17 protein-coding genes are annotated in these 24,728 nt (G+C 42.3%); 8 read left to right on the top strand and 9 right to left on the bottom strand.

What is annotated here, in order from left to right; all coding sequences use genetic code 11:
* Positions 1–180: 180 nt before the first annotated feature.
* From P2W82_RS08940 to P2W82_RS08925, 4 genes are read right to left on the bottom strand one after another with little or no spacing between them, the layout of a single operon-like run.
* Entirely contained in the window at positions 181–852 is a 672-nt protein-coding gene (locus P2W82_RS08940; protein ID WP_336515530.1) for a LytR/AlgR family response regulator transcription factor, read from the bottom strand.
* A complete protein-coding gene (locus P2W82_RS08935) occupies positions 833–1,912 on the bottom strand; it encodes a sensor histidine kinase (RefSeq protein ID WP_336515529.1) in 1,080 nt (359 codons plus the stop codon). The genes P2W82_RS08940 and P2W82_RS08935 overlap by 20 nt, the downstream gene beginning before the upstream one ends.
* Positions 1,913–1,932: 20 nt before the next feature.
* On the bottom strand, positions 1,933–2,703 hold the full coding sequence (locus P2W82_RS08930) for an ABC transporter permease (RefSeq protein ID WP_336515528.1): 771 nt from the start codon (positions 2,701–2,703) through the stop codon (positions 1,933–1,935).
* Between the two features lie 24 nt (positions 2,704–2,727).
* Positions 2,728–3,633 carry an ATP-binding cassette domain-containing protein gene (locus P2W82_RS08925; RefSeq protein ID WP_336515527.1) on the bottom strand — a complete coding sequence of 302 codons (906 nt, stop codon included), beginning with the start codon at positions 3,631–3,633 and terminating at the stop codon, positions 2,728–2,730.
* Positions 3,634–3,835: 202 nt separating this feature from the next.
* On the opposite strand from P2W82_RS08925, the gene rbsK reads away from it, so the two are divergent.
* A complete protein-coding gene (gene rbsK / locus P2W82_RS08920; RefSeq protein ID WP_336515526.1) occupies positions 3,836–4,756 on the top strand; it encodes a ribokinase in 921 nt (306 codons plus the stop codon).
* A 77-nt stretch (positions 4,757–4,833) separates the two neighbouring features.
* Here rbsK and P2W82_RS08915 read toward each other — a convergent pair whose 3' ends face one another.
* Together P2W82_RS08915 and P2W82_RS08910 are read right to left on the bottom strand one after the other, a co-directional pair.
* On the bottom strand, positions 4,834–6,855 hold the full coding sequence (locus P2W82_RS08915; RefSeq protein WP_336515525.1) for an FAD-dependent oxidoreductase: 2,022 nt from the start codon (positions 6,853–6,855) through the stop codon (positions 4,834–4,836).
* Positions 6,856–7,278: 423 nt separating this feature from the next.
* The gene (locus P2W82_RS08910) at positions 7,279–10,344 is read right to left on the bottom strand and encodes a PVC-type heme-binding CxxCH protein (RefSeq protein ID WP_336515524.1); all 3,066 of its coding nucleotides are present in this window, start codon (positions 10,342–10,344) and stop codon (positions 7,279–7,281) included.
* Positions 10,345–10,427: 83 nt separating this feature from the next.
* On the opposite strand from P2W82_RS08910, the gene P2W82_RS08905 reads away from it, so the two are divergent.
* From P2W82_RS08905 to P2W82_RS08895, 3 genes are all read left to right on the top strand, one after another.
* Complete coding sequence (locus tag P2W82_RS08905) at positions 10,428–11,645, top strand: MFS transporter (protein WP_336515523.1); 1,218 nt, start codon at positions 10,428–10,430, stop codon at positions 11,643–11,645.
* A 56-nt stretch (positions 11,646–11,701) separates the two neighbouring features.
* Positions 11,702–12,085: a rhodanese-like domain-containing protein gene (locus P2W82_RS08900; RefSeq protein WP_336515522.1), complete on the top strand. Its 384-nt coding sequence runs from the start codon at positions 11,702–11,704 to the stop codon at positions 12,083–12,085.
* 142 nt (positions 12,086–12,227) lie between these two features.
* Positions 12,228–12,830: a LysE family transporter gene (locus tag P2W82_RS08895; RefSeq protein WP_336515521.1), complete on the top strand. Its 603-nt coding sequence runs from the start codon at positions 12,228–12,230 to the stop codon at positions 12,828–12,830.
* A 103-nt stretch (positions 12,831–12,933) separates the two neighbouring features.
* On the opposite strand, the gene P2W82_RS08890 is transcribed toward P2W82_RS08895, so the two are convergent.
* Both P2W82_RS08890 and P2W82_RS08885 read right to left on the bottom strand, forming a co-directional pair.
* Positions 12,934–13,872, bottom strand: coding sequence for a 1-phosphofructokinase family hexose kinase (locus tag P2W82_RS08890; RefSeq protein ID WP_336515520.1), 939 nt, complete (start codon positions 13,870–13,872; stop codon positions 12,934–12,936).
* 14 nt (positions 13,873–13,886) lie between these two features.
* Entirely contained in the window at positions 13,887–14,456 is a 570-nt protein-coding gene (locus P2W82_RS08885) for a DUF1003 domain-containing protein (protein ID WP_336515519.1), read from the bottom strand.
* Between the two features lie 254 nt (positions 14,457–14,710).
* Here P2W82_RS08885 and P2W82_RS08880 point away from each other — a divergent pair, with 254 nt between their 5' ends.
* Positions 14,711–15,742, top strand: a complete 1,032-nt coding sequence (locus tag P2W82_RS08880) for an FAD:protein FMN transferase (RefSeq protein WP_336515518.1) — start codon at positions 14,711–14,713, stop codon at positions 15,740–15,742.
* Between the two features lie 181 nt (positions 15,743–15,923).
* On the opposite strand, the gene P2W82_RS08875 is transcribed toward P2W82_RS08880, so the two are convergent.
* Positions 15,924–16,598: a YdcF family protein gene (locus P2W82_RS08875; RefSeq protein WP_336515517.1), complete on the bottom strand. Its 675-nt coding sequence runs from the start codon at positions 16,596–16,598 to the stop codon at positions 15,924–15,926.
* Between the two features lie 113 nt (positions 16,599–16,711).
* Here P2W82_RS08875 and P2W82_RS08870 point away from each other — a divergent pair, with 113 nt between their 5' ends.
* The 3 genes from P2W82_RS08870 to P2W82_RS08860 all read left to right on the top strand — a co-directional run bounded on the left by P2W82_RS08870 (position 16,712) and on the right by P2W82_RS08860 (position 24,695).
* Positions 16,712–20,659: a choice-of-anchor tandem repeat GloVer-containing protein gene (locus P2W82_RS08870; protein WP_336515516.1), complete on the top strand. Its 3,948-nt coding sequence runs from the start codon at positions 16,712–16,714 to the stop codon at positions 20,657–20,659.
* Positions 20,660–20,899: 240 nt separating this feature from the next.
* A complete protein-coding gene (locus P2W82_RS08865) occupies positions 20,900–21,961 on the top strand; it encodes a glycoside hydrolase family 5 protein (RefSeq protein WP_336515515.1) in 1,062 nt (353 codons plus the stop codon).
* Positions 21,962–22,139: 178 nt separating this feature from the next.
* Entirely contained in the window at positions 22,140–24,695 is a 2,556-nt protein-coding gene (locus P2W82_RS08860; RefSeq protein ID WP_336515514.1) for a TonB-dependent receptor, read from the top strand.
* Positions 24,696–24,728: the final 33 nt, after the last annotated feature.

Genomic DNA, 24,728 nt, shown 5'->3' with positions numbered 1-24,728 from the left:
TGTATTCAGAAATCAAAACTCTTAATTACTGTATGAAGTTTGCTTATCTGACTTAAATACAAAAAGAGCATGTAAAAAGTGCGTGGGTATGAAACCACGCACTTTTTGTTATGGAGGAAGGCCTGAATTGAACTACGAATTGAGTATGGTTTACTTCGATGATTCTCCTCTGTTTCTTTTTCAGAATTTCCTGCCCAGGTTTTTAAAAAAGTTTTCCCGGTATGTTTCTGATACGGGAATAGAAACTTTGTTGATTATAATTTCACTCTTGCTGAAGGAGCTGATATTTTCTATTGACACCATAAACGATTTATGAACCCTGCAAACCTTTGATGCAGGAATTTCATATTCAAAATCGCGGAAGGTCTGCAACGTCATGATCGTTTTTGTTTTGGTATGCAGCTTTCTATAATCACGCATTCCTTCAATATATAGCAAATCGCTGTAAAGAATTTTTTCCAGGCGATATTCCGTTTTTACAAAAAAATGCTGGTCCTTTGGTAACCTGGGATATTTCGCTTTTTCCACCGCCTGCAAAAAACGATCATAGCCGAAAGGTTTCAATAAATAGTCTGTTACATCCAGTTCAAATCCTTTCACTGCAAATTCATGATGCGCGGTCGTGATGACAACGGCAGCGGTTGTAATTCCTTTTTCCAATAAAGCGATGCCTGAAATGCCAGGCATGTGGATATCGAGGAAAATAATATCTACAGAATGCTTACGTAACAGCTGAGTTGCCTCGATACCATTCTCTGCAATAAATGATAGTTTCAAATCACTCGTTTTAGAGATATAATTTTTCAGGCGTTCCCTTGCCAACGGTTCGTCCTCAATAATCGCGCAGGTCATAGGTATCGTTAATGATTAATTCAATAATATACATTTCGCCATCTTCACTGGTGGTCAATTGATGAGAATCAGGATATAACAGTTTCAGTCTTTTCCGGATTAACGGATTTCCCAAACCTCCCGGGAACATTTTTTCAGCCTCCTGCTGATATGCATTTGTACATAGAAACCTGGTGTCCGTTCCGCTGAAATCAAAATGGATCCTTATACCATGCACCATGTTTTTATTGTTGGCATGTTTAAAGGCATTTTCAATAAATGGAATAAAAATCATTGGCTCTGTAACGTGTTCCGCGGGGTTTCCTTCAATTTTAAAATCCACAAAAGCCGGGTTTGAATTTCGCAACTGCTGTAGGGCGAGGTATTTTTCGATGTATTCAATTTCCCGGCTGGCAGATATTTTCTGCGACTTGGATTCGTACAGCATGAACCTGAGTATTTCGGATAATTTCCGAAGGTAATCCGATGCTTTTTCAGCATCCTGTTCTATTAGTACATCTATGTTATTTAGTGTATTGAAAAGAAAGTGCGGATTCACCTGCGCTTTGATCAGCTCAAGTTCCATCTGGTGATTTTTACTCTGCAATTCTTCTTTGTATCTGATCTCATTGTACCACGTAATAAATCCACGGATGATTGCACCAATCACTCCATTGATAAACGCACCGAAAGCCATCACAGCAATGATTATTATTGCAGATCGATAGTCATCATTAAATAAATAATTTTTACCAAATAGAAATTCTGTTGATTCCGCAAGTGCTCCAATGATAGCAGCCAGTAGTGAAACAGCAATTCCCGCGATACAAAAGAGTACAAATTTTCGTTTGCTGAGCAATCCCGTGAACAGCACAGTGTAAAAAGTATAAAACGAGATCAACGCGGGGATAACTGCAAATCCGGTCATCAGTTTAATCCAGAATACAAACGATCCGGTTTTGTTTGTCGACATTTTCTCAAAACCAGGAATCAGTACCAGGAATGTGTAAAACAAAAGAAGCAACGACAGAAATAGAAACCAATAGAGGATATGCAATATGATAATAAACAATCGACTCATTCTTTCTGCACTGATGTTGATCAGCCTTTTTCTTTTTTGGTAATGTACAAAATATATCCGGCGACTGTAAAAAGGAAAAACCATCCCAGTGACCAATAACTGAAATTGATCTGGTGTTTAAATCTCCCTGCAATATTAAAGAAGTAGAGGCTTGAATAGCTGTAAGGTAGGATGTAACTGTATTTCCATGTTAGTAATGCAATGGAAGCAATCCAGAGCGTAATTCCGCAACCCAGTGAAACCATAAAATTTTTAAATTGTAAGCCGGCAAGGAATTGAAGCGAAACAACGGGAAGGCTGGTGATAAAAAAGATCAGGTTTTGTTTCGCAAAAAGAGAGAAAGGAATTTCCGCGGCAGGGTAGGAAGTACCTTTCACAAATAGTCCCGGCAATACCGCAGACAGATAAATGCCGATGTTTAAAAAGAAGAAGAGCTGAAGTAACATAAAGATTAATACCAGCAATTTTGAAAAGTACATGGTGGTAAAATGTTGTGGTGTTGTGTGCCACTGTTTCCAGCAATTGTTCCGGAATTCAAGTTGCGTGATCAGGCTAACAGCCAGGATGATCCCCAGTGGCAATAGCAGGATAGCCATCGATTCCCAGGAGTTCAGCCAGTGTTGTCTCCAGAACCCGGGTTGTTTGTTGGCTTCAGCGAGTTTGTCGTAATGAACAAGCTTTGCAATGATAAGGATGACAGACGTAAAGAATCCTCCCACGATTACCAGCCATGAAGCAAGGCTGTGCCTGCGTTTCAACCACTCGGCCTGTATGCAACGGATAAGTTCCATGTTACTATTTTAATAGGTTGTTTGTTATTTACTCACCATTTCCATGAATATGGATTCGAGATCGGAATTTGAAGAATGGATTTGGTACACATCGATTTTATTTTCAACTAAGATTCTGTTAATGCCTGCAATTGCGGTTTTGTCCTGAATTGACAGGTTGATCTTTCCATTTTTTGAGGAAATCTCAAATTTGTTTTGTTGAAGGATGTGGAATGCTTTTTCATTGTCATCCGTTTCAAATGATGTGATAGAGTTTCTTTCCTGTTTTTGCTGAAGCTGATTCAATGTGCCCTGGAAAATGAGTTTGCCTTTATGAATGATGCCTGTGTGGGTCACGAGTTTTTCAATTTCAGAAAGCAGATGGCTGGAAATGAGAATGGTCATTTTGTGGTCTTCGTTCAAACTTTTCAGCAAGGCGCGTATTTCGATGATCCCATTCGGATCAAGACCATTCGTTGGTTCATCGAGGATGAGTATATCTGGATTGTGTAGTATGGCCATGGCAATACTCAACCGTTGTTTCATGCCCAAAGAGAATCGCGATGACTTTTTGTTTCCGGTGTCTGCAAGACCAACAATCTGCAACGCTTCATTGATTCTTTTTTTAGGAATACAGTAGACCCGCTGAAGGATTTCGAGATTTTCTGCCGCGGTAAGCTGCCCATAGAAAGATGGCGATTCAATAAGCGATCCTGTTTTCTTCAGTATCGGTATTCGCTGCTTTTCGAAATCTTCCCCGAAAAATTCAATCTTTCCTGATTGCTTTTTAAGAAGCCCTAATAACAATCGTAGTGTCGTCGTCTTACCGGCGCCGTTGGGTCCTAAAAATCCGAAGATGGATCCCGATGGTATTTTCAGGTTGATATTGCTGAGCACTTGCTGACCAGATGAAAACCGGTGATCCAGATTTTTTGTTTCGATGCAGTACATGACTTATGCTTGTGAAGGCGAAAGTATTCCGGGTCAGACATGATCGGAAGCGATTGTCTGCGAAAGGCCGGAAGTATTCTGCGAAATGGGGGAGTGAATGACTGGTCTGGACATTTATCACGATGAAACCTTCCCTATGAACTATGAACTATGAACTATGAACTACATTTGAATCATTGATACCGCCATTAAAAATTCTAAAATGAAATCCGGAAAAATTATAGTTGTGGGTAGTTCAAATATGGATATGGTTGTAAAGACTGATCATATTCCCGCGCCTGGTGAAACAATTCTTTCTCATTCGTTTTTTATGAACCCCGGCGGCAAAGGGGCCAACCAGGCAGTTGCCGTATCAAGGTTAGGAGGTGAAGTGATTTTTGTTTCAAAGCTGGGTAATGATCTTTTCGGGAAACAGTTTTCACAATTATTTGCAAATGAAGGCATCGGCACAGGTTATGTTCTGTTCGATGAAAATATACCTTCCGGTATTGCATTCATCACTGTTGACAAGTCGGGAGAGAATAGTATTGTAGTCGCTCCCGGTGCAAATGCTTCCCTGGAAAAAAAAGATATTGCGCTTGCATTGAAAGAAATTGAACAAGCAGACATTGTTTTGTTACAATTGGAAATTCCGATGGATACCGTGGAGTATGTTGTTGGCTATGCTGCACCTGGGAATGCAAAGGTCATTCTGAATCCCGCACCTGCGAGTGCCCTGTCGCACGAACGGCTTTCTAAAATCGATATTCTCACACCTAACGAAACAGAAGCAGGAATAATTGCCGGAATGAAAGTGACTGATATTGACTCTGCAAAAAGAGCTGCTAAAGCCATTGTTGATCTTGGCGTAAAAACTGTTGTAATCACTTTAGGATCGCTCGGCGCTTTGATCTGTGATAAGGGAAAATTCACCATGAAGGAAGCAAAAAAAGTTGATGCTGTGGATACAACGGCCGCGGGTGATGTTTTCAGCGGGGCGCTTGCAGTGGCGCTGGCTGAAGGAAGAGGTATTGAATCTGCTGTGGAATTTGCATGTGCAGCTGCTGCTATTTCAGTTACGAGGAACGGGGCACAATCCTCCGTTCCTAAACGAAAAGAGGTTGATTCCGCCATGGGAATTTAAGGAGTTCAATAAAATGAGTCAGGATATGAAATCAGCGTAATGGAATAGGTCTGCATCCGGCCGGCCGGTATAAACAACTATTTTCTTTTCGGTACCAACACCACCGCATCCGCCACCACTATTCCATTTGCATCACGATTTGTAATTTCCACATATCCATAATTTCCTGCTTTAAAATTATACGTGCCGGCATGAATCCATTCGCCTGAAGTCTGACCCGCAACCTGGAAGTTTTTCAGATTAATTTTCCTGGGAACTATTTTTATTCCGTTGGCGACATGTACAGTGAGTTTTGAACTTGCTCCATTGATCTTTGGCAGGTACACATATACATCATAATCCATTCGTTCCGGAATTTCTACACTGAATTTTATCGAAGCCTCACCTTCTGACTTGCTGATCCGGTAAGATGAAATACCATATGCATTTTTCGAATCGGTATTTTTTTCCCAGTTACCGTTCACGCTTACCCGGGAGTCTTCATTATCAATAAGTATATCCGGTGTGCTTTTGTCCGCGAGGGGGTTTTCCCGAAGTTGTTGTTGCAGTTTTGCAATATCAAGATCCTGGATATCCTGGTTATTATCGATTGCCATTACTGCAGCATAAGCAGCTGATTGTGCCAGTACCATAAATACCGGTTCCATTCGAATTGAGCCATAGGCGATATGTGTTGCAGATAAACATACCGGTACAAATATGTTCCTGCATTCCGATTTTTTCGGAACAATCGAACGATAAGAAATCGGATACGGAGGAAATCCACCAACCTGAACATCTCCTTCATTCTTCACCATAGTGACACCATTTTTTTCAATGACGACACGCTGGCAATTGTGTGAATCCATTGTGTAAGCAGCCATGCCGACTCCGTCGGTAACTTTCTCGCGTCCTTCGCAATTGGCCTGTGTCATAATATATTCACCTGTCATGCGCCTTGCTTCGCGTACATACATCTGGGGTGACCAGTTGCCATTATTTATATACTCATCTTTCGGATATCCCCAGCGTAGCATTTCCTTGCGTAAGTGTTCAGGCATCCTCGGGTCATGACCAATAAAATACAGAAATCCCTTATTGTAATCTTCGTGCGCTTTCTGAATTTCTTTTCTCAGCTGCCAGTTGCCTTCTGCATAATCATAGTTCATTCCGATCATATCTGTTGAAAAAGGACCATTGTTGTTGATATCTGTTTTCCTGTTGGTCATCAGGTCCGGTTTCATGATTTTGTTGAATGGCGTCGCAGGATCTTTCTCCAGTAGTCGAATCAGGAGTTCGTACCTGGTGCTGTCATAATTGTCTGGCCTGGTGATAGGAATACTATTTGCCTGGCTATCCGTAAGGCATATGCGAAAATTATAAGCCTGCACTTTTTTATCACCAGTTCCCTGTTGAGCAACAGGTTCATTGCTGATTCCCCAAAGCAAACCGGACTCGGGTTTTCCTTTGATTTTAAACGGATCAATGCCATCTGCAAACTGGTGTTTGTCGAGTAGCTGAACACCGTTGTAGGATTCCTTATAAGTTACATTGGCTTCGCGACCTACGGAGTAACTGATCCCTGCCATCGCCATCAGATCACCTTCATATGTGCAATCTATAAAGACAGACGCATTGATTACAGTCTCTGTATTCTTACCTCCCTCACTTCTTTGTTGTACTGTTACTGAACTGATTTTGTTTCCTTCTTTTGAAACTTTTGTGAGTTCGCTTTTAAACATGGGTTTTATCGCTGCACGATTCAGATACTCTTTAAATAAATTTTCAGCGACATGTGGTTCAAAAATCCACTGCTCAAATTTTTTATAGTGCTTACCAAGCCTGCGATAAAAATCAAGCGATAATCCTGAGATGGCATACTTGTTTCCTATATCCGTATAGCCAAGTCCGCCCGAGGTTAGCCCTCCCGTGTGCGAATTGGGATCTATTAAAATAACTTTCTTCCCCAGCTTCGCTGCTGAATAGGCAGCTATGACGCCGGCTGAAGTAGCCCCATAAATACAGATATCGGTATTGATTTCTTCTGCGGCATTTGTACGTGTTGTGGAACAGGATAAAATCAGGGCGATGAAATTGAGATAGAGGAAGAATTTTTTCATTACGGGAAATTAGGAAAAAGAGACAAAAGGCAGGAGTAAGGAGGCAGGAGATTTAGAATTATTTGTTGGTGTTCCTGACATGAACGATCTATGAAAATAAGCTATTCTGAACACCAACAAATATATCGCAAAAGGCAGGAGTAGGCAGGCAGGAGAATTAGCGATTAGAATGTAGTATCAATCATCTTTTGGATTTGCGCGTTTTAATTATTTGTTGGTGTTCCTGATATGCACCATCTATGAAAAGACACTACCCGGAACACCAACAAATGTAGAGACAACACATGCGTTGTCTCTACATGAAAACATTTATCAGAATGAAAAATTTCACATTTTGAAATGGTTCCTTTTATTCCTGCATTTAATTAGTCGTTAACACAATCATCCGCCGGCTGTTCCTACTTACTACTTACCACTTACCACTTACTTCTTCTTTAACGACTCCAGATATCCCAATAAATCCGCTAAATCCTGTGTACTCATAGATTCATACAAACCTTCCGTCATCATCGATGTTTCCATCTGCTTACGGGAAGCGATATCCGAATTTTTAATCAGCTGTGTTGTTCCGCCAGGGAATTTCAAAGTGATATCTGATTCTGTTTTGCTGGCAATAATTCCGGGAATAGTTGATCCTTCTTTTGTTTTTATCTCCCATCCTTCATAACCAAAACTGATGCCTTTGGATGGATTAACTATCGCATCAAGCAAACCTTCTTTTGGTAGTTTTGATCCTATTTCACTTAAGGCCGGACCGAAACCGGCTCCTTCATTATTTACCTGGTGACAGGCAGCGCAGGCAGTTTTGTACACTTCTTTTCCATGTGCAACATTTGCAGTCAATGCATTCAACTCAGCAAGTGTCGGAACTTTTGCTTTTTCTTTTTGTGCAGATGCTGGTAAAAATGAAGCAGCTTCTGTTCTGATTGCACGGCGCCATGATTTACTCACACTTTCGACCAAAGAAGGAATGAGCTCATCCGGAACTTTTTTGGATTTCAGCATGGCAATAACTGCATCTTCACCGGCTCCGCTTCTGCCAAGGCCCAGGGCTGCAACTTTCCTGGTATCGATGGGATACGAAGAAGTAGTTATCACTTTTTGCAGTATGGCCAGCGAGGGCGCCGAACCTACACGTCCAATGGATTTCAGCAGATGGTTGCTTTGCACTGTATCTTTTCCATTGATCACTTTCCAAACCTCGTTAACATTGCCCTGTTGTAGATATATTCTCGCTGCATCGCGACCTACCGGTGTAGTATAATCGCTGATGGCAAGTTCCAGCAGTTTTGGATTTTCTTCTTTTAATTCATATTTCTGTACAAGATCAATATATTCGGGAGTGCCGCTGACTGACTGTACTACCTGTTTCAATGCTTTCATTGCGACCGGAGAATTTTTTACAGTCTTTGCATCCAGGTGATTCAATACCAGCTTGTTTACTTCAGGATCATTGGCTTCATTGTTTGCTATCATCTGTAAGAGCAATGCAGATTTCGCTTTACCAGGATTGAAATCAAATGCCCTGAAATAGCGAAGGCGTTGTTGCAAAGGCACTGTTCTGTCTGCGGCCAGTTGCGCGAGGTATGGAATGGCAACATCAGTTCTCGCTCGCCAAACGATATCTCTTCCGGCAGGCGTTTTTAAAACATCACCGACAGCTTTTTCATATGCTTTGAAAAACTCATCCCATTGACGATCTGCCCCAACGCCCAATGCTTCAAGATACCAGCGATCTTTGCCATCATATTGCTGTGCAAGAGTTGTCCACAATGCAGCCGACTGCGGAGACTTTACGTGATACAGTGCTATTGCACATTCACGACGAACCTGAACATCGCTGTCCTTCACCATTTTTTCTAATACCGGAATAAGATTTGTTTTTTCTTCAGCTGCAGCGCGTATACCCATGATGCGGATATCAGGATTCGGATCTGCAAGGGCCTGGTCAATATAACCTGTGCCACCTTTTATTTTTACGAGCACCCAGAATGCTCTTGCGCGCATCCTCGGCTCAGCACTACTCTTCCATAATTTTTCAAGTTCAGCAACAGCATCAGCACCTTTGGCTTTGAGATTGATGAAAGCAAAAAAGCGTGTTTCGAGATTTGGATTCTGCAACGCTGTAATTAATCCCGGAATGGTATTGTAATCCTGTGCCGGAACTGTATATGCAGTCCCTTTCGGAGCAACTCTGTAAATTCTACCACGTTGCTGATCACCAGCCGCATGCCCTCCAACCCCCGGGTCATACCAGTCTGCAATGAACAGCGAACCATCCGGAGCAACACAAACATCGGCAGGACGGAACCACTGATCATTTTCACCCTTCACCAAATTCACAATCTTTGCTTTATATCCTGCACCATCTTTTTCTACCGGATAGGATCTCACCACATTCGGACCAGCGTCGCAATGGATGAGTTGATTCTGAAATGCAGCTGGTAAAAGTTTTCCTTCGTAAGTAATGATTCCTGTTGGCGATCCTGCACCCGTCTGCAAAAGATTCGGAATAGTGCCCGGATCATTCAGATGCCAGTGACGCTGAGGAATACTATCTTCCCAATTGGTACGCCTTGCACTCCAGTGCGCACCTGTCATTTCATCCTGGTAACCATAATTGCCATAGGGCATCACATAATTTATGCGCACGCCTTTATTGCCATCGTCATCATTATCACTTTGCCAAAGGGTTCCATAGCTATCAACAGTGACTTCAAAATTGTTTCTGAAATTTTTTCCGAGACATTCCACATTTGATCCATCAGGATCTGCACGGAACACCATACCCTGGCGGTATTTAGGCGGAGCAATCGGTTCTCCGTCCTGGTCGAGTACAGGTTTGCCGTTTTTATCGAGAAGTGTCTTCCCTTCATTTCCAAAATTGAAATAAAGTTTACCATCGGGGCCAAAAACAAAACTGTGCATGCCATGATCATGCTGTTCTCCACCAATGCCCTGGAACATGATCTCTTTTCTGTCGGCTTTCAGATCATTGTTATCATCATAAAAAACCCAGACGTATGGACTTTGCGAAACGATTACCCGGTTGCCCAACACGCTGATACCAAGAGGTGAATTGATTTCAGGTCCCTGGTAGAATACCATTGAACTATCGGCTTTTCCATCGCCGTTGGTATCCTGTAGTATCACAATACGATCTCCTTCCGTATGCGTTGGATTTCCGTTTATGGCTGGCCGGTAGTTGTATGCTTCCAGCACCCAAACACGACCTTTATCATCTACATCAATATTTGTAGGATTGACCAGCATCGGTTCGGTAGCGAACGGCGTGATCTCCAGTCCATCATACAATGCCAGACCCTTTAATGCATTTTCGGGCAGATGTTTTTGTTCTTCTGTTAAACTGTCTGAAGCTGATGCTATGTTATCATTGGCATTGTTGCCACAGGAAGAAATGATCAAAGCGGACAGGAAAACAAATGCGAGCCTCATTCCCGGAAGGGAAACGGAAAAACTTTTTTTCATATGAACTGAATGGTTGAAAAAATTTGACGGTAGCTAAAATACTTATATTTAATCAATCGATGTTTGTCGTAAGCCAAGGAATTATGCAAAGAAAACCCGGTCTGTTCCATATCTCTGTAATTGTCAGTGCACTTGGTTTTTTTGTTGATGTTTATGATCTCCTGCTTTTCAGCATTATCCGCCGCCCGAGTCTTGCTGCACTTGGCCTTGACGATGCCGGTATCCTTCGTAAGGGTGAACTTATTATAAGTACTCAAATGCTGGGTTTGGTACTAGGCGGCATCATCTGGGGCATTCTCGGAGATAAAAAAGGCCGTCTCAAAGTTCTTTTCGGATCGATCCTTTTGTACTCACTGGCCAATATAGCCAATGGATTTGTACAGACTATCCCGCAGTATGTGCTTCTGAGATTCATTGCTGGTATTGGACTGGCGGGCGAACTTGGTGCGGGCATCACACTGGTGAATGAATTGTTACCAAAAGAAAAAAGAGGAGTTGCTTCTGCGATGATCGCCAGCTTTGGGATCCTGGGTGCCGTGACTGCTTTTTTTATGAATACTTTGTTCGACTGGCGCGTTTGTTTTTTTATTGGTGGTGGTATGGGTCTGGTGTTATTGATTTTACGAATATCCCTCAGCGAAAGTGGATTGTATAAACAGATTAAGAGTACGGATGCCTCCCGGGGAAATTTCCTGATGTTTTTTACAAAAAAGGAACTGTTTACAAGATATTTCAAATGCATCCTGATTGGTATTCCGGCATGGTATGTGATCGGCGTTTTAGTTACGTTTTCCGATCAGTTTGGTAAAATGCTGGGAATACAGGGCATCGATCCTGCGCGGGCTGTTGTATTTCAGTATTGCGGTATAGCATTGGGAGATATGACTGTTGGTCTGATCAGTCAGTTGTTGAAAAGCAGGAAACAGGCGCTGTTGATTTTTTATGGAGTAACCACGGTATTCTGTACGCTCTATTTCCTTCAGTCGGGAGGTAGCGCAAGTACATTTTATGCGATCTGTTTCGGGCTTGGTTTCGGAACGGGATTTTCAGTAGTATATATTACATGGAGCGCTGAACTTTTTGGAACCAACCTGCGCGCCAGTGCGGCGATCAGCATACCCAATATGGTCAGGGGAGCATTGCCACTTATCCTGTTGTTGTTTCAGTTTTTACGTAGCCTGACCGGCAATTATATCACCGGCGCCTGGATTACCGGGGCAATTCTGATGACGCTTGCAGTCATAGCCGCGATAAATACAAAGGAAACATTTGGCCGGGATCTTAACTTTATAGAAGAATAATCCTGCGTAAATTGCAGTTCATTCTAATCTGAATTTTATCATATAAATATGATCTCATGAAAACATTTTTCAGTATTTGCTTCCTCGTTGTTTTTTCAGTTGCAGCAAAAGCGCAGGCAGTAAAAGTTGTAGGGGTAAAGGAATTTGCAGAGGGTGTGCAGAAAAAGAATGTGCAAATTGTTGATGTGCGTACCCCCGAAGAATACCAGGAAGGAATTATCAGGGGCGCAAAACTCGCCGACTGGAATAACCAGGCTCAGTTCCAGGAAGCAGCCAAAAAGCTCGATAAAACCAAACCGGTATATGTGTATTGTTTAGCCGGTGTTCGTAGCGGTAAAGCAGCTGAATGGATGATAAAAAATGGCTTTACAGAAGTGTATTCGCTTGAAGGAGGAATAAAGGAGTGGAAGGCGAAGGAAATGCCTGTGGTGAAGAATTAAGAGAGGGCTTAACGTTTAACGCTCAAGGTTGAACGCTGGAACTCGCTCCACATCATCTCCGAAAATTGGTCAATAGCATTGCAGCGAAAGCTTCTGCGTTTTACGTTCAACGTTAAACGTTATACTAAAACCTGACTGCATCTTGAATTTCATTTTCTCATTTCTTTTCAGTTTTGCAGGTTCTCTTACTCCCGGCACTATCAATCTGACTGCGGTTCAGCTGGGTCTTGAACATAAAACAAGACATGCCTGGCGCCTGGCATTGGCTGCAGCCATCATGGAATATGTGTACTCATGGCTTGCAGTGGTTTTCGAAAAATGGATCACATCCAATCCTGTCGTGATAAAAAACTTTCAGCTGATTGCCGCGATAGTTATGCTGACATTGGGAACATTGAGTCTGCTTTCTGTTTCAAAACCTGTCCCTCTCGTTCAGCGCTTCAGCGAAAGTGGTTTTCGTCGTGGATTTATTCTCGGAGTATTGAATCCATTGTCGATGCCGTACTGGATCGGTGTTACAGCTTACCTGAAAAGTCAGCATTGGATTGAACTGAACTCTGCAATTCAATTGCATACCTATCTCCTTGGCGTGTCAGCGGGTGTATTCACGCTGCTCGTACTGGTGGCCTACCTTGCAAAAAAAGTAGTAACGGTATTGGAAAGCCGAAAAACAACACTGATGAAGATCCCGGGAATATTAATGATCGGTCTCGGGATTTTTGCACTGGTTCGTTATTTGACCTAGGACCATAGCATAAAATTTCTGCTTTAAAGAATTGGGTGAAGGTGGCTGTTCAACCTTTAACATTCAACTTTAAACTATTCACGAACCTCCTCACTCATCGGCCTCACTTCACCGGTGCCCGCTCTATATATTTATAAATGCGATTAACATCCTCCGGTTTGAAAAGTTCTGTTCCGGAATTCATTGTTGCTGCAGTGCCGCAGGCAACGCCATAACAAACTGCGGATTCAAGATCTTTTCCATTAGAAAGTGAATAAATAATTCCCGCCACCATACTATCTCCTGCACCTACAGTACTTTTCACTTTAATTCTCGGCGGAACAAACTGTTTTTCCTTTCCTTTTGTAACGAGTAACGCGCCTGCTGCTCCAAGTGAAACAACGATAGCCTCAGCACTTCCTTTATCGATCAGCTCACGCGCAGCATCATCTACTTCTTCCAGTTCAATATTTGATTTTCCAACGAGTGCAGCGAGCTCAGACAAATTCGGTTTTAAAAGAAAAACACCACATTCTGCTGCTTTTTCCAACGCTTCACCACTACTGTCAACAATCAGTTTTGCATTTTTTGATTTGGCAATCGCCGCAATTGCTGCAGTAATATCCTGGGGAACACCTGGAGGAAGACTACCGGATACGACGATAAATGAAACATCGTTTTGCTTCTCAAGAAGTGCTATCATCTCCCGCCATTCAGCATCTTCCAGCGGCGATCCCGGCATTCCAAAACGATATTGCAATCCGGTTGCCTCGTCATATACAATCATGTTTTCACGCGTGGGAGCTTTCGTTTTTACCGTGAGGCACTCAAGCCCTTCTTCCTTTACAAGACTCAAAAAATATTCACCTGAGTAACCCCCAACAGGAAATATCGCATGGGAATGACCGCCCAGTTTTTTTATGGCGCGACTTACATTAATTCCGCCTCCGCCAGGTTCCAGTTTCGGTTGTGAACATTTGAGTTTTTTCTCCGGGATCAATGAAGGTATTGACGTGCTTTTATCTATAACAGGACTGAACGTAATAGTGATAATATTGGCCATGATCAGCAATTTGATTATTGATCTTTCTTTTTATCTATGTACGATGCATTGTGTTTTACCATGTTCCTCGTTTCTTCAATCATTTCCAGCTGTACCTTCTGCACTTCGAAAAGCGTCTGCATTTGTTCCTGCATCAGCAGGTTCATTTTCTCATGCAGATTGCGAAGTTCAATTTCTGTTTTCAGATTGACCTGGTAATCGTTCATTGCCCTCTCGCGGTCTTTTGTTTCACGTCGGTTCTGGCTCATCATTATGAATGGCGCCTGCAACGCTGCAATAGTGGACAGTAAAAGATTCAGTAAAATGAAAGGATAAGGGTCATATGCTCTTTTTAGCAGGAAAATATTTGCTGAGATCCATAAGAGCATAAATCCCGCGAACGACAAAATGAACCTCCAGCTGCCACCGAAGCTTGCAACTTTATCTGCAAGCCGGTCACCGAAATTGATTTTTTTTTCCTCGCCTTCGTAAATCTTTTGTGTAAGAAGTTGTTCATCCTGTACAGCTGTAAGTACAATATTGTTTAATTTTTTCAGATGCTCATTTTCGGTATCGAGCAACTGCTTGTATTTGGTTTTTTTCATTTGACTTAATTTGACAATGAAAATATTTATTGTAATCTTCTGCTAATGTAATTGGAATCAGTCTGAAATAATTGATTTTGCGTTTTCCGGTGTCTAGCACCTTGTTTATCGGCCCTGTTCAGGATTGACGCTGCCCCATTAGTCATATATTTGACTTTTCAACCGACCACCTGATTTTCTACCGGACTACTGTTTCCAACATCTCTGTAACAACTAACGAAAAACGAAAAACGAACAACGAACAACAGACAACCATGATCCTTCGTCCCATAGGTAAATCATTTATAATCTGCTTACTATTGCCTGCTGCAATTTCCTGTAATAGTTCCGCGACACTTCACGAGTTTAAAATCGATGGTCACGCACAGGGTACAACTTATGCTATCAAATTTTATGCGGTCGATAGTTTGCAGGTGACAAAACCAATGGTAGAAGCTCTCCTGGATTCACTCAATGAATCATTATCATTATACAAAGATGGCTCGCTGATCAATCGCTTTAATGCATCGGATAGGGGAGTTAAAATGGATGAAATGCTGCGGACTGTCGTTACGCGTGCGATGGAAATCACCAAAGACAGCAAAGGATTTTCAGATATTACGGTACAGCCTCTTGTTGCTTTCTGGGGGTTCGGAGCAAAGCGAATTGAAACAGAACCTGACACAACTCAATTGCCTGAAATACTAAAATGTACAGGAGCGGACCTGATCTATATAAAACGTGATTCGTTGCTCAAGAAAAAGCCTTGTGTAAAAATCGATCTCAACGGGATTGCGCAGGGTTATTCTGTGGATAGAATCGCCGCAATGATCGAAAGACATGGTATAGAAAATTATATTGTTGAAGTTGGTGGAGAGATCAGGGTGAAAGGAAAGAAAAAACCTTCCGGCAGGATGATGGAAATCGGAATTGAAAGTCCGGCCGATTTTGAAGATGATGAAATAGTTCTGAAAAAAATAATTACTGCAGATAAAGGTGCTGTTACCACCTCCGGGAATTTTCACAAGTATTATGAATCTCATGGAAAAATAATTACTCACCTGATCGATCCGCATACAGGCCGTTCCATCAGTAATGAACTGATCAGCGTAACCATTTACGCACCCGATGCCATGACTGCTGACGGCTATGATCATGCGCTGATGGGTATGGGCATGAAGCAAGGACTTGAGTTTGCAGAAAAAAATCCGCTCCTGGACGCATATTTTATTTATTCGAAAGCAGACGGAACCATTGCAGATACAGCAACTACCGGGTTTTATCAACTGTTTAAGAAAGAAAAATAACCAGGGAGAAATTTGGTTTTCCTGAAAATGAATTTTTTTCCGGCAAAACCCGCCAGGTATCCGATACTTGCAAGTATCGGATACCTGGTGGAATTCAAAGGTCGCAAATGAAGGAAATACAAAGCGGAAGAAAAATCTTTTTCCAGCTCAGAATTTTCTATCCTATTGAGTGAAAAAACACTTATTCTTTTATCAGGTGTTTGGTAAAACCCAGTTCGACAAGTTTTTCCCAAGCCGACCATACCTCTGGTGGAATCTCCTGTTCAATCTGAAAACCTTTGGCCGGATATTCTCTGATGCGTTGCAGATCTCCAGTCATGATCTGGATTACCCGCTCCATTGGAATCTCATCATTGGGATAATCCATGAAGGATATCTGCGGTGATGTCACGACAAGATCTTTGTCTGGCCAGTTCTTTTTGAATGTGGCATAACTTCTCCTCTCCATATAAGGTTTCTGTACTACAATGAAATTTTGAAGCTGCAGGCTTTTTGATCGAAGTAATTCACCTGTAAACTGCAAGTTTTCCCCGGTATTCGTAGACTTATTTTCGATAAGAATATGATCTGCAGGCACACCCATCTCAATCGCGATGGCTGCAAACTGATCTGCTTCGGGAACAGTCCAAACACCCTTCGTCACATTCCCTAAACCTCCCGAAACAATCAGCAGGGGCGCGTATCCTTGAAGATACAGTTCAGCCGCCCTGCTGGCGACACGCAGGTCATGACTACCCAATGCAAAAATGGCATCAGAAGGAATCAATTCATGATGCATATGATGATAATCCCAAAGTACCTGAGCCAATTCAATGACTTCATCGGTGATGACAACTGAATCCTTCGTATGTGACATTATTTAGAATCTTTTGCGCAAAATAGAAGTTGTTTGTCGTGAAAAAGAATTTTTTATCCTGGCTGTCACAGTCAAAATCATCTACCGTCTGATGTGAATACAAAAAAACGATTATGCGTGAACTTTTACATTGGATCAGGATCTTTTTGATGGGACGAAGAATGCAGAAGGCTTTCATAGCAAGAAGAGTTCACAACTCTTCCCGTACTTATTTCTTTTATCTCCTGCTCATTTTTATAAGTGCTTTTGCTGCAGGGCCTGCAATGTCGCAGGAAACTCTGGTGGGGCTAACATCAAACGGTGGGGCAGAGGGCGGTGGAACTGCGTTTTCAATTAATACCAATGGGTCTTCGTTTGAAGTGATGAAGACATTTGCCAACTGGGGTAAAAATCCAGGTGGAGAACTCATTTACGGTACAGATGGATTTCTTTATGGAATGACGAACATGGGTGGGATCTATAATGATGGTACGTTGTTTAAAATTTCGCCGGCCGGCGCAATCACGATACTTCACAATTTTTATTCGCTGACCGATGGTGCCAATCCCTTGGGGGCGTTAACGCTTGCACCCAATGGAGATTTCTACGGAATGACCAATGCAGGTGGCACAAATACCTATGGTACGATTTTCAGGTATTCTGCAGCCGGTCAGTTTTCGGTTCTGCGTCATTTCGCATACCAAACCGATGGTGCAAACCCTTTCGGATCTCTTTCCATTGGTAAGGATGGAAATTTTTACGGTATGACGCGGAAAGGAGGTCCTACCGGAAATGGTACGATCTTCAGAATTTCAACTGCAGGAAATTTTGCAGTGATAAAAACATTCAGTGCTGATCCAAAAGTTGACGGTGGTGCCAGTTATGGAAGTTTATATGCGGCCAGCGACAGTAACTTTTATGGCATCACTTATAATGGGGGAAGTTTCAATTCCGGTACCATCTTCAAAATCACTCTGAAAGGCGAGTATACGGTTTTAAAACATCTGAAAACAGCTGAAGACGGTTACGCTTACACGAATTCTTTAGTGGAAGGCCCTGATGGATTTTTGTACGGAATGAATCATTATGGCGGTGCATTCGGACAGGGTACAATATTTAAAATTTCCAAATCGGGGGAATATCAGCTTATTCGCCACCTGGAATACAGGTTACACGGGTCCGGCCCCGTAGGTTCACTCATCGTTGCTAACGGTACAGAGTTGTATGGTGTGTGTAAAGGCGGCGGTGCCAATGGTTTTGGAACTATATTCAGTCTTAGCACTTCAGGTGTAATCAAAATAATCAAATCATTCACTGATGCAGACGGACGATACCCAAAAGCAGGATTGGTTAAACATCCTGATGGCGCATTTTATGGAATGACGAACGAAGGTGGAGCAGGTTTCTATGGGACAGTGTACAGGGTGCTGTCCAGCGGTTCGTTCACAGTGCTGAACAGTTTCAGCGGAGGGCAGATCGGAAATATTCCGATGGAAAGCCTTGTACAAGGAAAAGATTTTGCATATTATGGAACTACTGTCAGCGGTGGTACTTACAACCACGGCACCATCTTTAAAATTTGTGATGGTAAATACTCTGTAATAAAGTCTTTCAATAAAACAACAGATGGCGGTATGCCGAAGGGATCCCTCATTCAGACCGCTGATGGACTTTTATATGGCACAACGAGTGAGGGCGGCAAAAATAACAGCGGAACAATATTCAGAATTAACACCATCACCGGTGCATATTCTGTGGGATACCATTTAAACGGTCCGACAGATGGCAGCAATCCGCAGGGGAGCCTGGTGCAAGGTGCAGAAGGTATGTTGTATGGAACCTGCACAAACGGTGGTAAAACGAATGGAGGTACAATTTTCAGAATTACCACAAATGGAATATTCACTGTATTGAAACATCTTGTCACCGCAACTGACGGGGCAAATCCGGAAGGAAGCCTAACAAAGGTTACCGATACCAGCTTTTTGGGAATGACGCCGAATGGTGCAACAATATTTAAAATTACGTCGAGCGGAAATTTTACCGTGCTGAAAAAATTTGTTTCCACGTCTGATGGAAATTATCCGGCCGGCCACCTGGTGCGTGCGAACGACGGAAATTATTATGGTATTGCAAATGCAGGTGGTTCTACCGGTGCCGGAACAATATTCAGGATCAGTGATGGCGGGGTTTTCAAAGTGGTCAAACACCTGAATTCAACAACAGATGGATTCCAGGCAAAAGGAAGTCTGGTATTGGCTGCTGATGGAAATCTTTATGGAATGACCAGCAATGGTGGTGTTGGAAAATCAGGAACAATATTCAGGATCAATCCTGTCAGTAATGCGTTTGCGGTGTTGCGCAGTTTTGATCTTAAAAAAGATGGTGGCGTTCCACTCGGAAGCCTTGTAGTGCAAAAGCCAAATCCGCTGAAAGCGGATGAGCAGGTTGTCGCTGCAACAGAAGATATTGCTAAGCCAGTTGTACTTACTGGTTCAGGAGCAACACCGTTGATATTTACTGTTGTAGTCCTTCCAAAAAATGGAACGGTAACAGGCGGTGCCACTGCCAACAGAATATATACTCCTTCGAAAAATTATGCGGGAAAAGATTCACTTTATTTTAAAGTCAGCTATGGTTGCTGGAGCTCATTGCCTGCGAAAGTGGTATTCAATATTGCGCCAGTTGATAACGATGCTCCTGTATTGGATTCCATTGGAAGTCCCACTGCATCTGTAGGATCAGTATTGAGTTTCCAGGCAAAAGCCACAGAGTACGATAAGGGTCAGTTATTAACGTTCAGTATTACTGGTGCACCCGCGGGTGCGGTAATCGATCCGAAAACGGGATTGTTCAAATGGACGACTTCTAAAGTCGGATTATTTCCATTAACTGTCCGTGTCAGTGATAATGGAAATCCTGTTCTTTTTGATGAAGAAAAAGTCACATTAAAAGTGACTGCCAATATTGCACCTGTGTTGGATTCCATTAAATCCAAAACAGTGAAAGTTTCCACATTACTCACGTTTACGGCTACTGCAAAAGACAGCGATGCGGGAACTGTTTTTGCTTACTCCTTATTAAATCCTCCTGCGGGTGCTGTGATTGACCCAAAGACAGGTATTTTCCGCTGGACACCCACAGCTGTTGGCATCTTTAAGTTTACCGTAAGTGTTACCGACAATGGTGTACCAGCATTGAATGACACAGAATTGGTTACGGTTACTGTTGTCGGCAACCAGGCGCCGGTATTGGATTCGGTCAGAACCAAAACCATCAAAACAGGAAAGCCTCTTGGTTTCCGGTTGACGGCAAAGGATCCTGATGTTGGTCAAAAGATGAAATATAGTTTTACTGGTGCACTGGCCAACGCAAAACTGGATTCAGTTACAGGGTTATTCAGCTGGACACCTGATAAAGCCGGAACTTATCGTGTGATCTTTACAGTTAGTGACAATGGAACTCCTGTAATGAAAGATGCTGAAACTGTTTCAATAATTGTTCAACCGAATATTGCGCCTGTGCTGGATTCTATCCGAAGTAGGACTGTGATTGCAGGAACACCTTTCAGTCTGGATGCAAACGCAAAAGATGCAGATGTGGGTCAGTTACTGACTTTCTCTTTGGTTGCTCCACCCGCCGGTGCTGCAATAAACGGAGGAACCGGAGTGTTTACCTGGACTCCGGCGACTGCAGGTGTGTTTTATGTACGCTTCAGAGTAAGCGATAATGGAACACCGGTGATGTTTGATGAAGAAGTGGTTAAGATTACAGTCGCAGCTAAAAGTGTATCCTCTGCAACTACAACAGCGCAAAAAGAAATGTATGCTGAAGTGTCAGGCGAACCTTCAGTTTATCCAAACCCTGTACACACTACCTGCATTATCGATCTTAAGAAAGCAATTAAGCGAGGAACCGTACGCATTGCAAATGCTTCGGGGGCAATAGTTCAGCAGGAAAACGCAAATATTGCCGGAGAAACCCTGGTACGTTTGAACATGTCTAATCTCAAAACCGGCCAGTACTATGTTACTATAAGCGATGGCAAACAACAATGGGTTTTAAAAATCATGAAATTATAAGCCTTCCCTTTATATTCAACACAGCGGCCGGATGTTAGTCCGGTCGCTTTTTTTATTGGTATGAACATAGTCAAATCTTCTTTTAATTGCTGAATTAATATGGATGATTAACTTGCAAAACCATTATTTGAAATATGAGTAATAATTTTGATGTTAACTAACGGGATCAGATGAAATCCGGCACATGATGTTCCCCCGCATCAATCGGAAATAGTATTTGAACTTTCCAAAACAAGTTGTATGCGGCAAATCATTTTCTACGTTTTTGCATTGTTTTTTTTCCTCGGGTGTAAGTCACACAAATCTCAAAAGTCTGCAACAGGGTTTAAAATTCATCGCGGGACAAATATTGCTCACTGGCTCTCGCAATCGTCCGCAAGAGGGATAAACAGGCAGCAGTTTTTTACTTCAACTGATATAAAACAAATCAAAGCGGCTGGCTTTGATCATATTCGTCTTCCGGTGGATGAAGAACAATTGTGGGACAGCACCGGAAAAAGAGAATCGGCAGCATTTGCGTTGCTCGACAGCTGTCTGCATTGGGCAAAGAAAGAGAATTTACGTGTTGTACTGGATTTGCATATTCTTCGCTCGCATTATTTCAATGCAGCCGTTAAGCCTTTGTGGACAGATGTCAGAGAGCAGGATAAATTTATACTGTTATGGAAAGATCTGGCATCCGCTGTCAATAAGTATCCGAATGACATGCTTGCTTATGAATTTATGAATGAGCCTGTGGCAGATGATCCGCAGGAATGGAATCGCTTACTGGCAAGGGTAACCGATTCAATCAGGAACTGGGAAAGATACAGGGTGCTGGTGATCGGGTCAAACCGCTGGCAAAGTGTAAATACATTTGATCAGCTGATCATTCCACCTGGTGATAAAAACATCATTCTCAGTTTTCACTTTTATGAACCCTTCATGCTTTCGCATTACAAAGCATCCTGGACCTACATGAAAGAATTCAATGGTACGGTTGCCTATCCTGGCCAGATTGCACCCGGAGGTACATCTCCGCAGGAACAAAGAATTTACAATATCGATTCACTGGAGAAGATGTTGAGTAAGCCATTGCATCTGGCAGATAGTCTGAGGCTTCCTTTGTATTGTGGTGAATTTGGAATCATTCAACAAGCGCCACGTGAGTCGAAGCTGAATTGGTATAATGATATGATAACAATCTTCAATAAACACCATATAGCCTGGGCAAACTGGAATTATAAATCAGGCTCTTTCGGAATTGTTGATCGCAACAGGACCGAGGATAAACAGATAATCACCATACTCCAGCGGAATTAGAGTAACAGGCAATTTTCTAATACGAATTCTAACGAAAAGTTAAAGTTAAAAAATAATAATTTTCGCAGGGCCTGATTTTGGTTGTTTCGGAGTTATTAAGGACGTTTCTTCGCAAGTTATTTCCCGCGATAACGTCTAATGCATTTTACAACCCGAAAGATTAATACCCAACCACCTGATGAAGAAGATTCTGTGTATTATTTTATTTGCAATTCTGTACTCTGTTACACAGGCACAGGTTGAACCAGTGGATATTCCTTCTGATGCATCTCCGCGTGCTTCACGCTCAGCAAGATTATTTGGTAAAGTAGTGGATAATGAATCCAACAAGGGCATTCCTTCTGTGACTGTAGAAGTTTTTCTTAGAAAGGTCAACGCAGCAGAAGATGCGGGATATGATAGCCTGATCGCAGGGATGCTTACCCAGCCCAACGGTGAATATAGTTTTCGGGAATTACCCATTCCTGATTCATTCGCCGTAAGATTTTCGTCTATAGGATTTATGACGAAAATGGAATTTGTCCATAAGAAACATGGAACTGGTAGTAGTGGTCAGAGCCTGGATATGGGAAATATCAGGATGGACAAGGAAGTGGCTTCGCTCCAGGAAATAAAAATTGTTGCGACCAAGCCTGTCCTGGAAATGAGCATCGACCGAAAAGTTTTTACTGTGGATAAGAGTATTACATCAACAGGCGGAACTGCTATTGATGTGATGCGGAATATTCCTTCCGTTACTGTTGACGTAAATGGTGAAGTTCAATTGAGAAATTCATCTCCGCAGATCTTTGTTGATGGAAGACCAACCATTTTAACCCTGCAGCAAATTCCTGCAGATGATATTGAACGAGTTGAGTTGATCACCAACCCTTCTGCGAAATTCGACGCGAGTACAGCGGGAGGTATTATTAATGTGGTACTCAAGAAGAGCAGGAGGGCTGGCCTGAACGGCGTTGCTACTATCGGTGCAGGATACCCGCAAGTCCTGACAGGGAACCTGAGTTTAAACATGCGCCAGGGGAAATGGAACTTTTTTGCCAGTGGAAATTACAACCAGAATGGGGGCCGGGCCAGGAGCACTGCGGAAAGACAGAATAAGGAAAACGGAAAGGTAACCGATTATTTTAACCAGGAAACAATTACAGATATTTCCCGCAGATTTATTTCTGTTCGCTTTGGCGCCGATTATTTTATCAACAACAGGAGCACGATAACAGTCTCTCAGAATTTTGTAGATGGTCGTTTTAAAAACAGTGAGAACCAGGACCAGGAGTTTCTCGACATTAACCAGGATTTGTACCAGGTCGGTTTGCGGGCAACAAATTCGAACAACAGTTTCAAGCGAAGTAACACACAGCTGAATTACAAATTTGAATTTCCAAAAACCGGTCATGAGCTTACTGCTGATGCGACCTTTAACGCAGGCAAGGGTAATAATTATTCGATGATCTCAAATTACTATTACCTGCCTGATGGAACTGTGGCAAAAGATCCCAATTTTGTGAGGAACAACGGGAACAACAATAATTATCAGTTGACGATTCAGTCTGACTATGTTAACCCATTGACTGATTCTGCAAAGCTTGAACTTGGTGTCCGGGCATTTATTAATGACAACAGGAATGTCCTTGACGCGTATTCATTAGCGAATGGAGGTGAACAGAAACTGCCGTTGAGTACAAATGTTAAATACCGGGAACAGGTATACGGGGCTTATGGAACATATACAAATGTATTGTGGGGAATCAGGTACCAGTTGGGTCTGCGAGCAGAGTATTCAAAGTTTGATGGAGTATTGGTTGACAGTGCGCGTACATTCGGGTACACGATACCGTCAGGATTTGATGACCTGTTTGGTGGATTGTTTCCAAGTTTATTTCTGACAAAGAAATTTGAAAGTGGCGATGAACTGCAGGCTAATTTCAGCCGTCGTATTCGTCGGCCAAATTTCTGGCAGATGAATCCCTACTTCAATATCAACGACCCGATGAATATCACTGTTGGTAATCCAGCATTGCGACCGGAATATGTAAACGCGTTTGAGTTCAATTATGGGAAACAGTATTCTAAAGGAAGTGTACTTGCTGTATTGTATTTCCATAACAACGCAAAAGATATCACCCCTTATAGTGATACCATTACTCCACAACAATACCAGCAGTTGAACAATGCTGCGATCGAACCCAATGCAATCCTCACCACGTTTGTAAATGCGCAATACACAAACAGGATGGGAGCAGAGCTGACTTATCAGCACAAGTTTGGCGGTCTTGAATTGATTCCCAATATCAATCTTCAATATCGTTATGTGAAAGCGCGAATCAATGAAACCAACCTGGATAACCAGGGATTTAACTGGGAGGCCAAACTGATCGCCAATTATACCACAAAAAGTAAAAGTGCTTTCTGGACTGATTTCAATTTTCAGCTGAACGGTGAATATGAGTCGGCAGAAGTCATTCCGCAAGGAAAGAACAAAGCAAATTTTGTTGTTGATTTCGCTATTCGCAAAGAGTTCATGAAGAAAAAGGCAGGTGCGATTACGCTCTCAATAAATGATGTATTCAATACCAATCGCTGGGGACAGATTTATGATACAGAATATTTTTACCAGGATTCATACCGCCGCTGGCGCGTGCGTTCTTTCCGCCTGACATTTACTTATCGTTTTGGAAAGAGAGATTTCCAGATGTTCAATAGAGAAAACAGGAGCAGGGACAATAATGATGATTAGGTATGAAGTATAACGTTGAACGTATAACGTAGA

The sequence above is a fragment of the Pollutibacter soli genome (assembly GCA_029269725.1).
GTDB classification, from domain to species: Bacteria; Bacteroidota; Bacteroidia; order Chitinophagales; family Chitinophagaceae; genus Pollutibacter; species Pollutibacter soli.
This window is presented reverse-complemented; position numbering and strand designations above follow the sequence as displayed.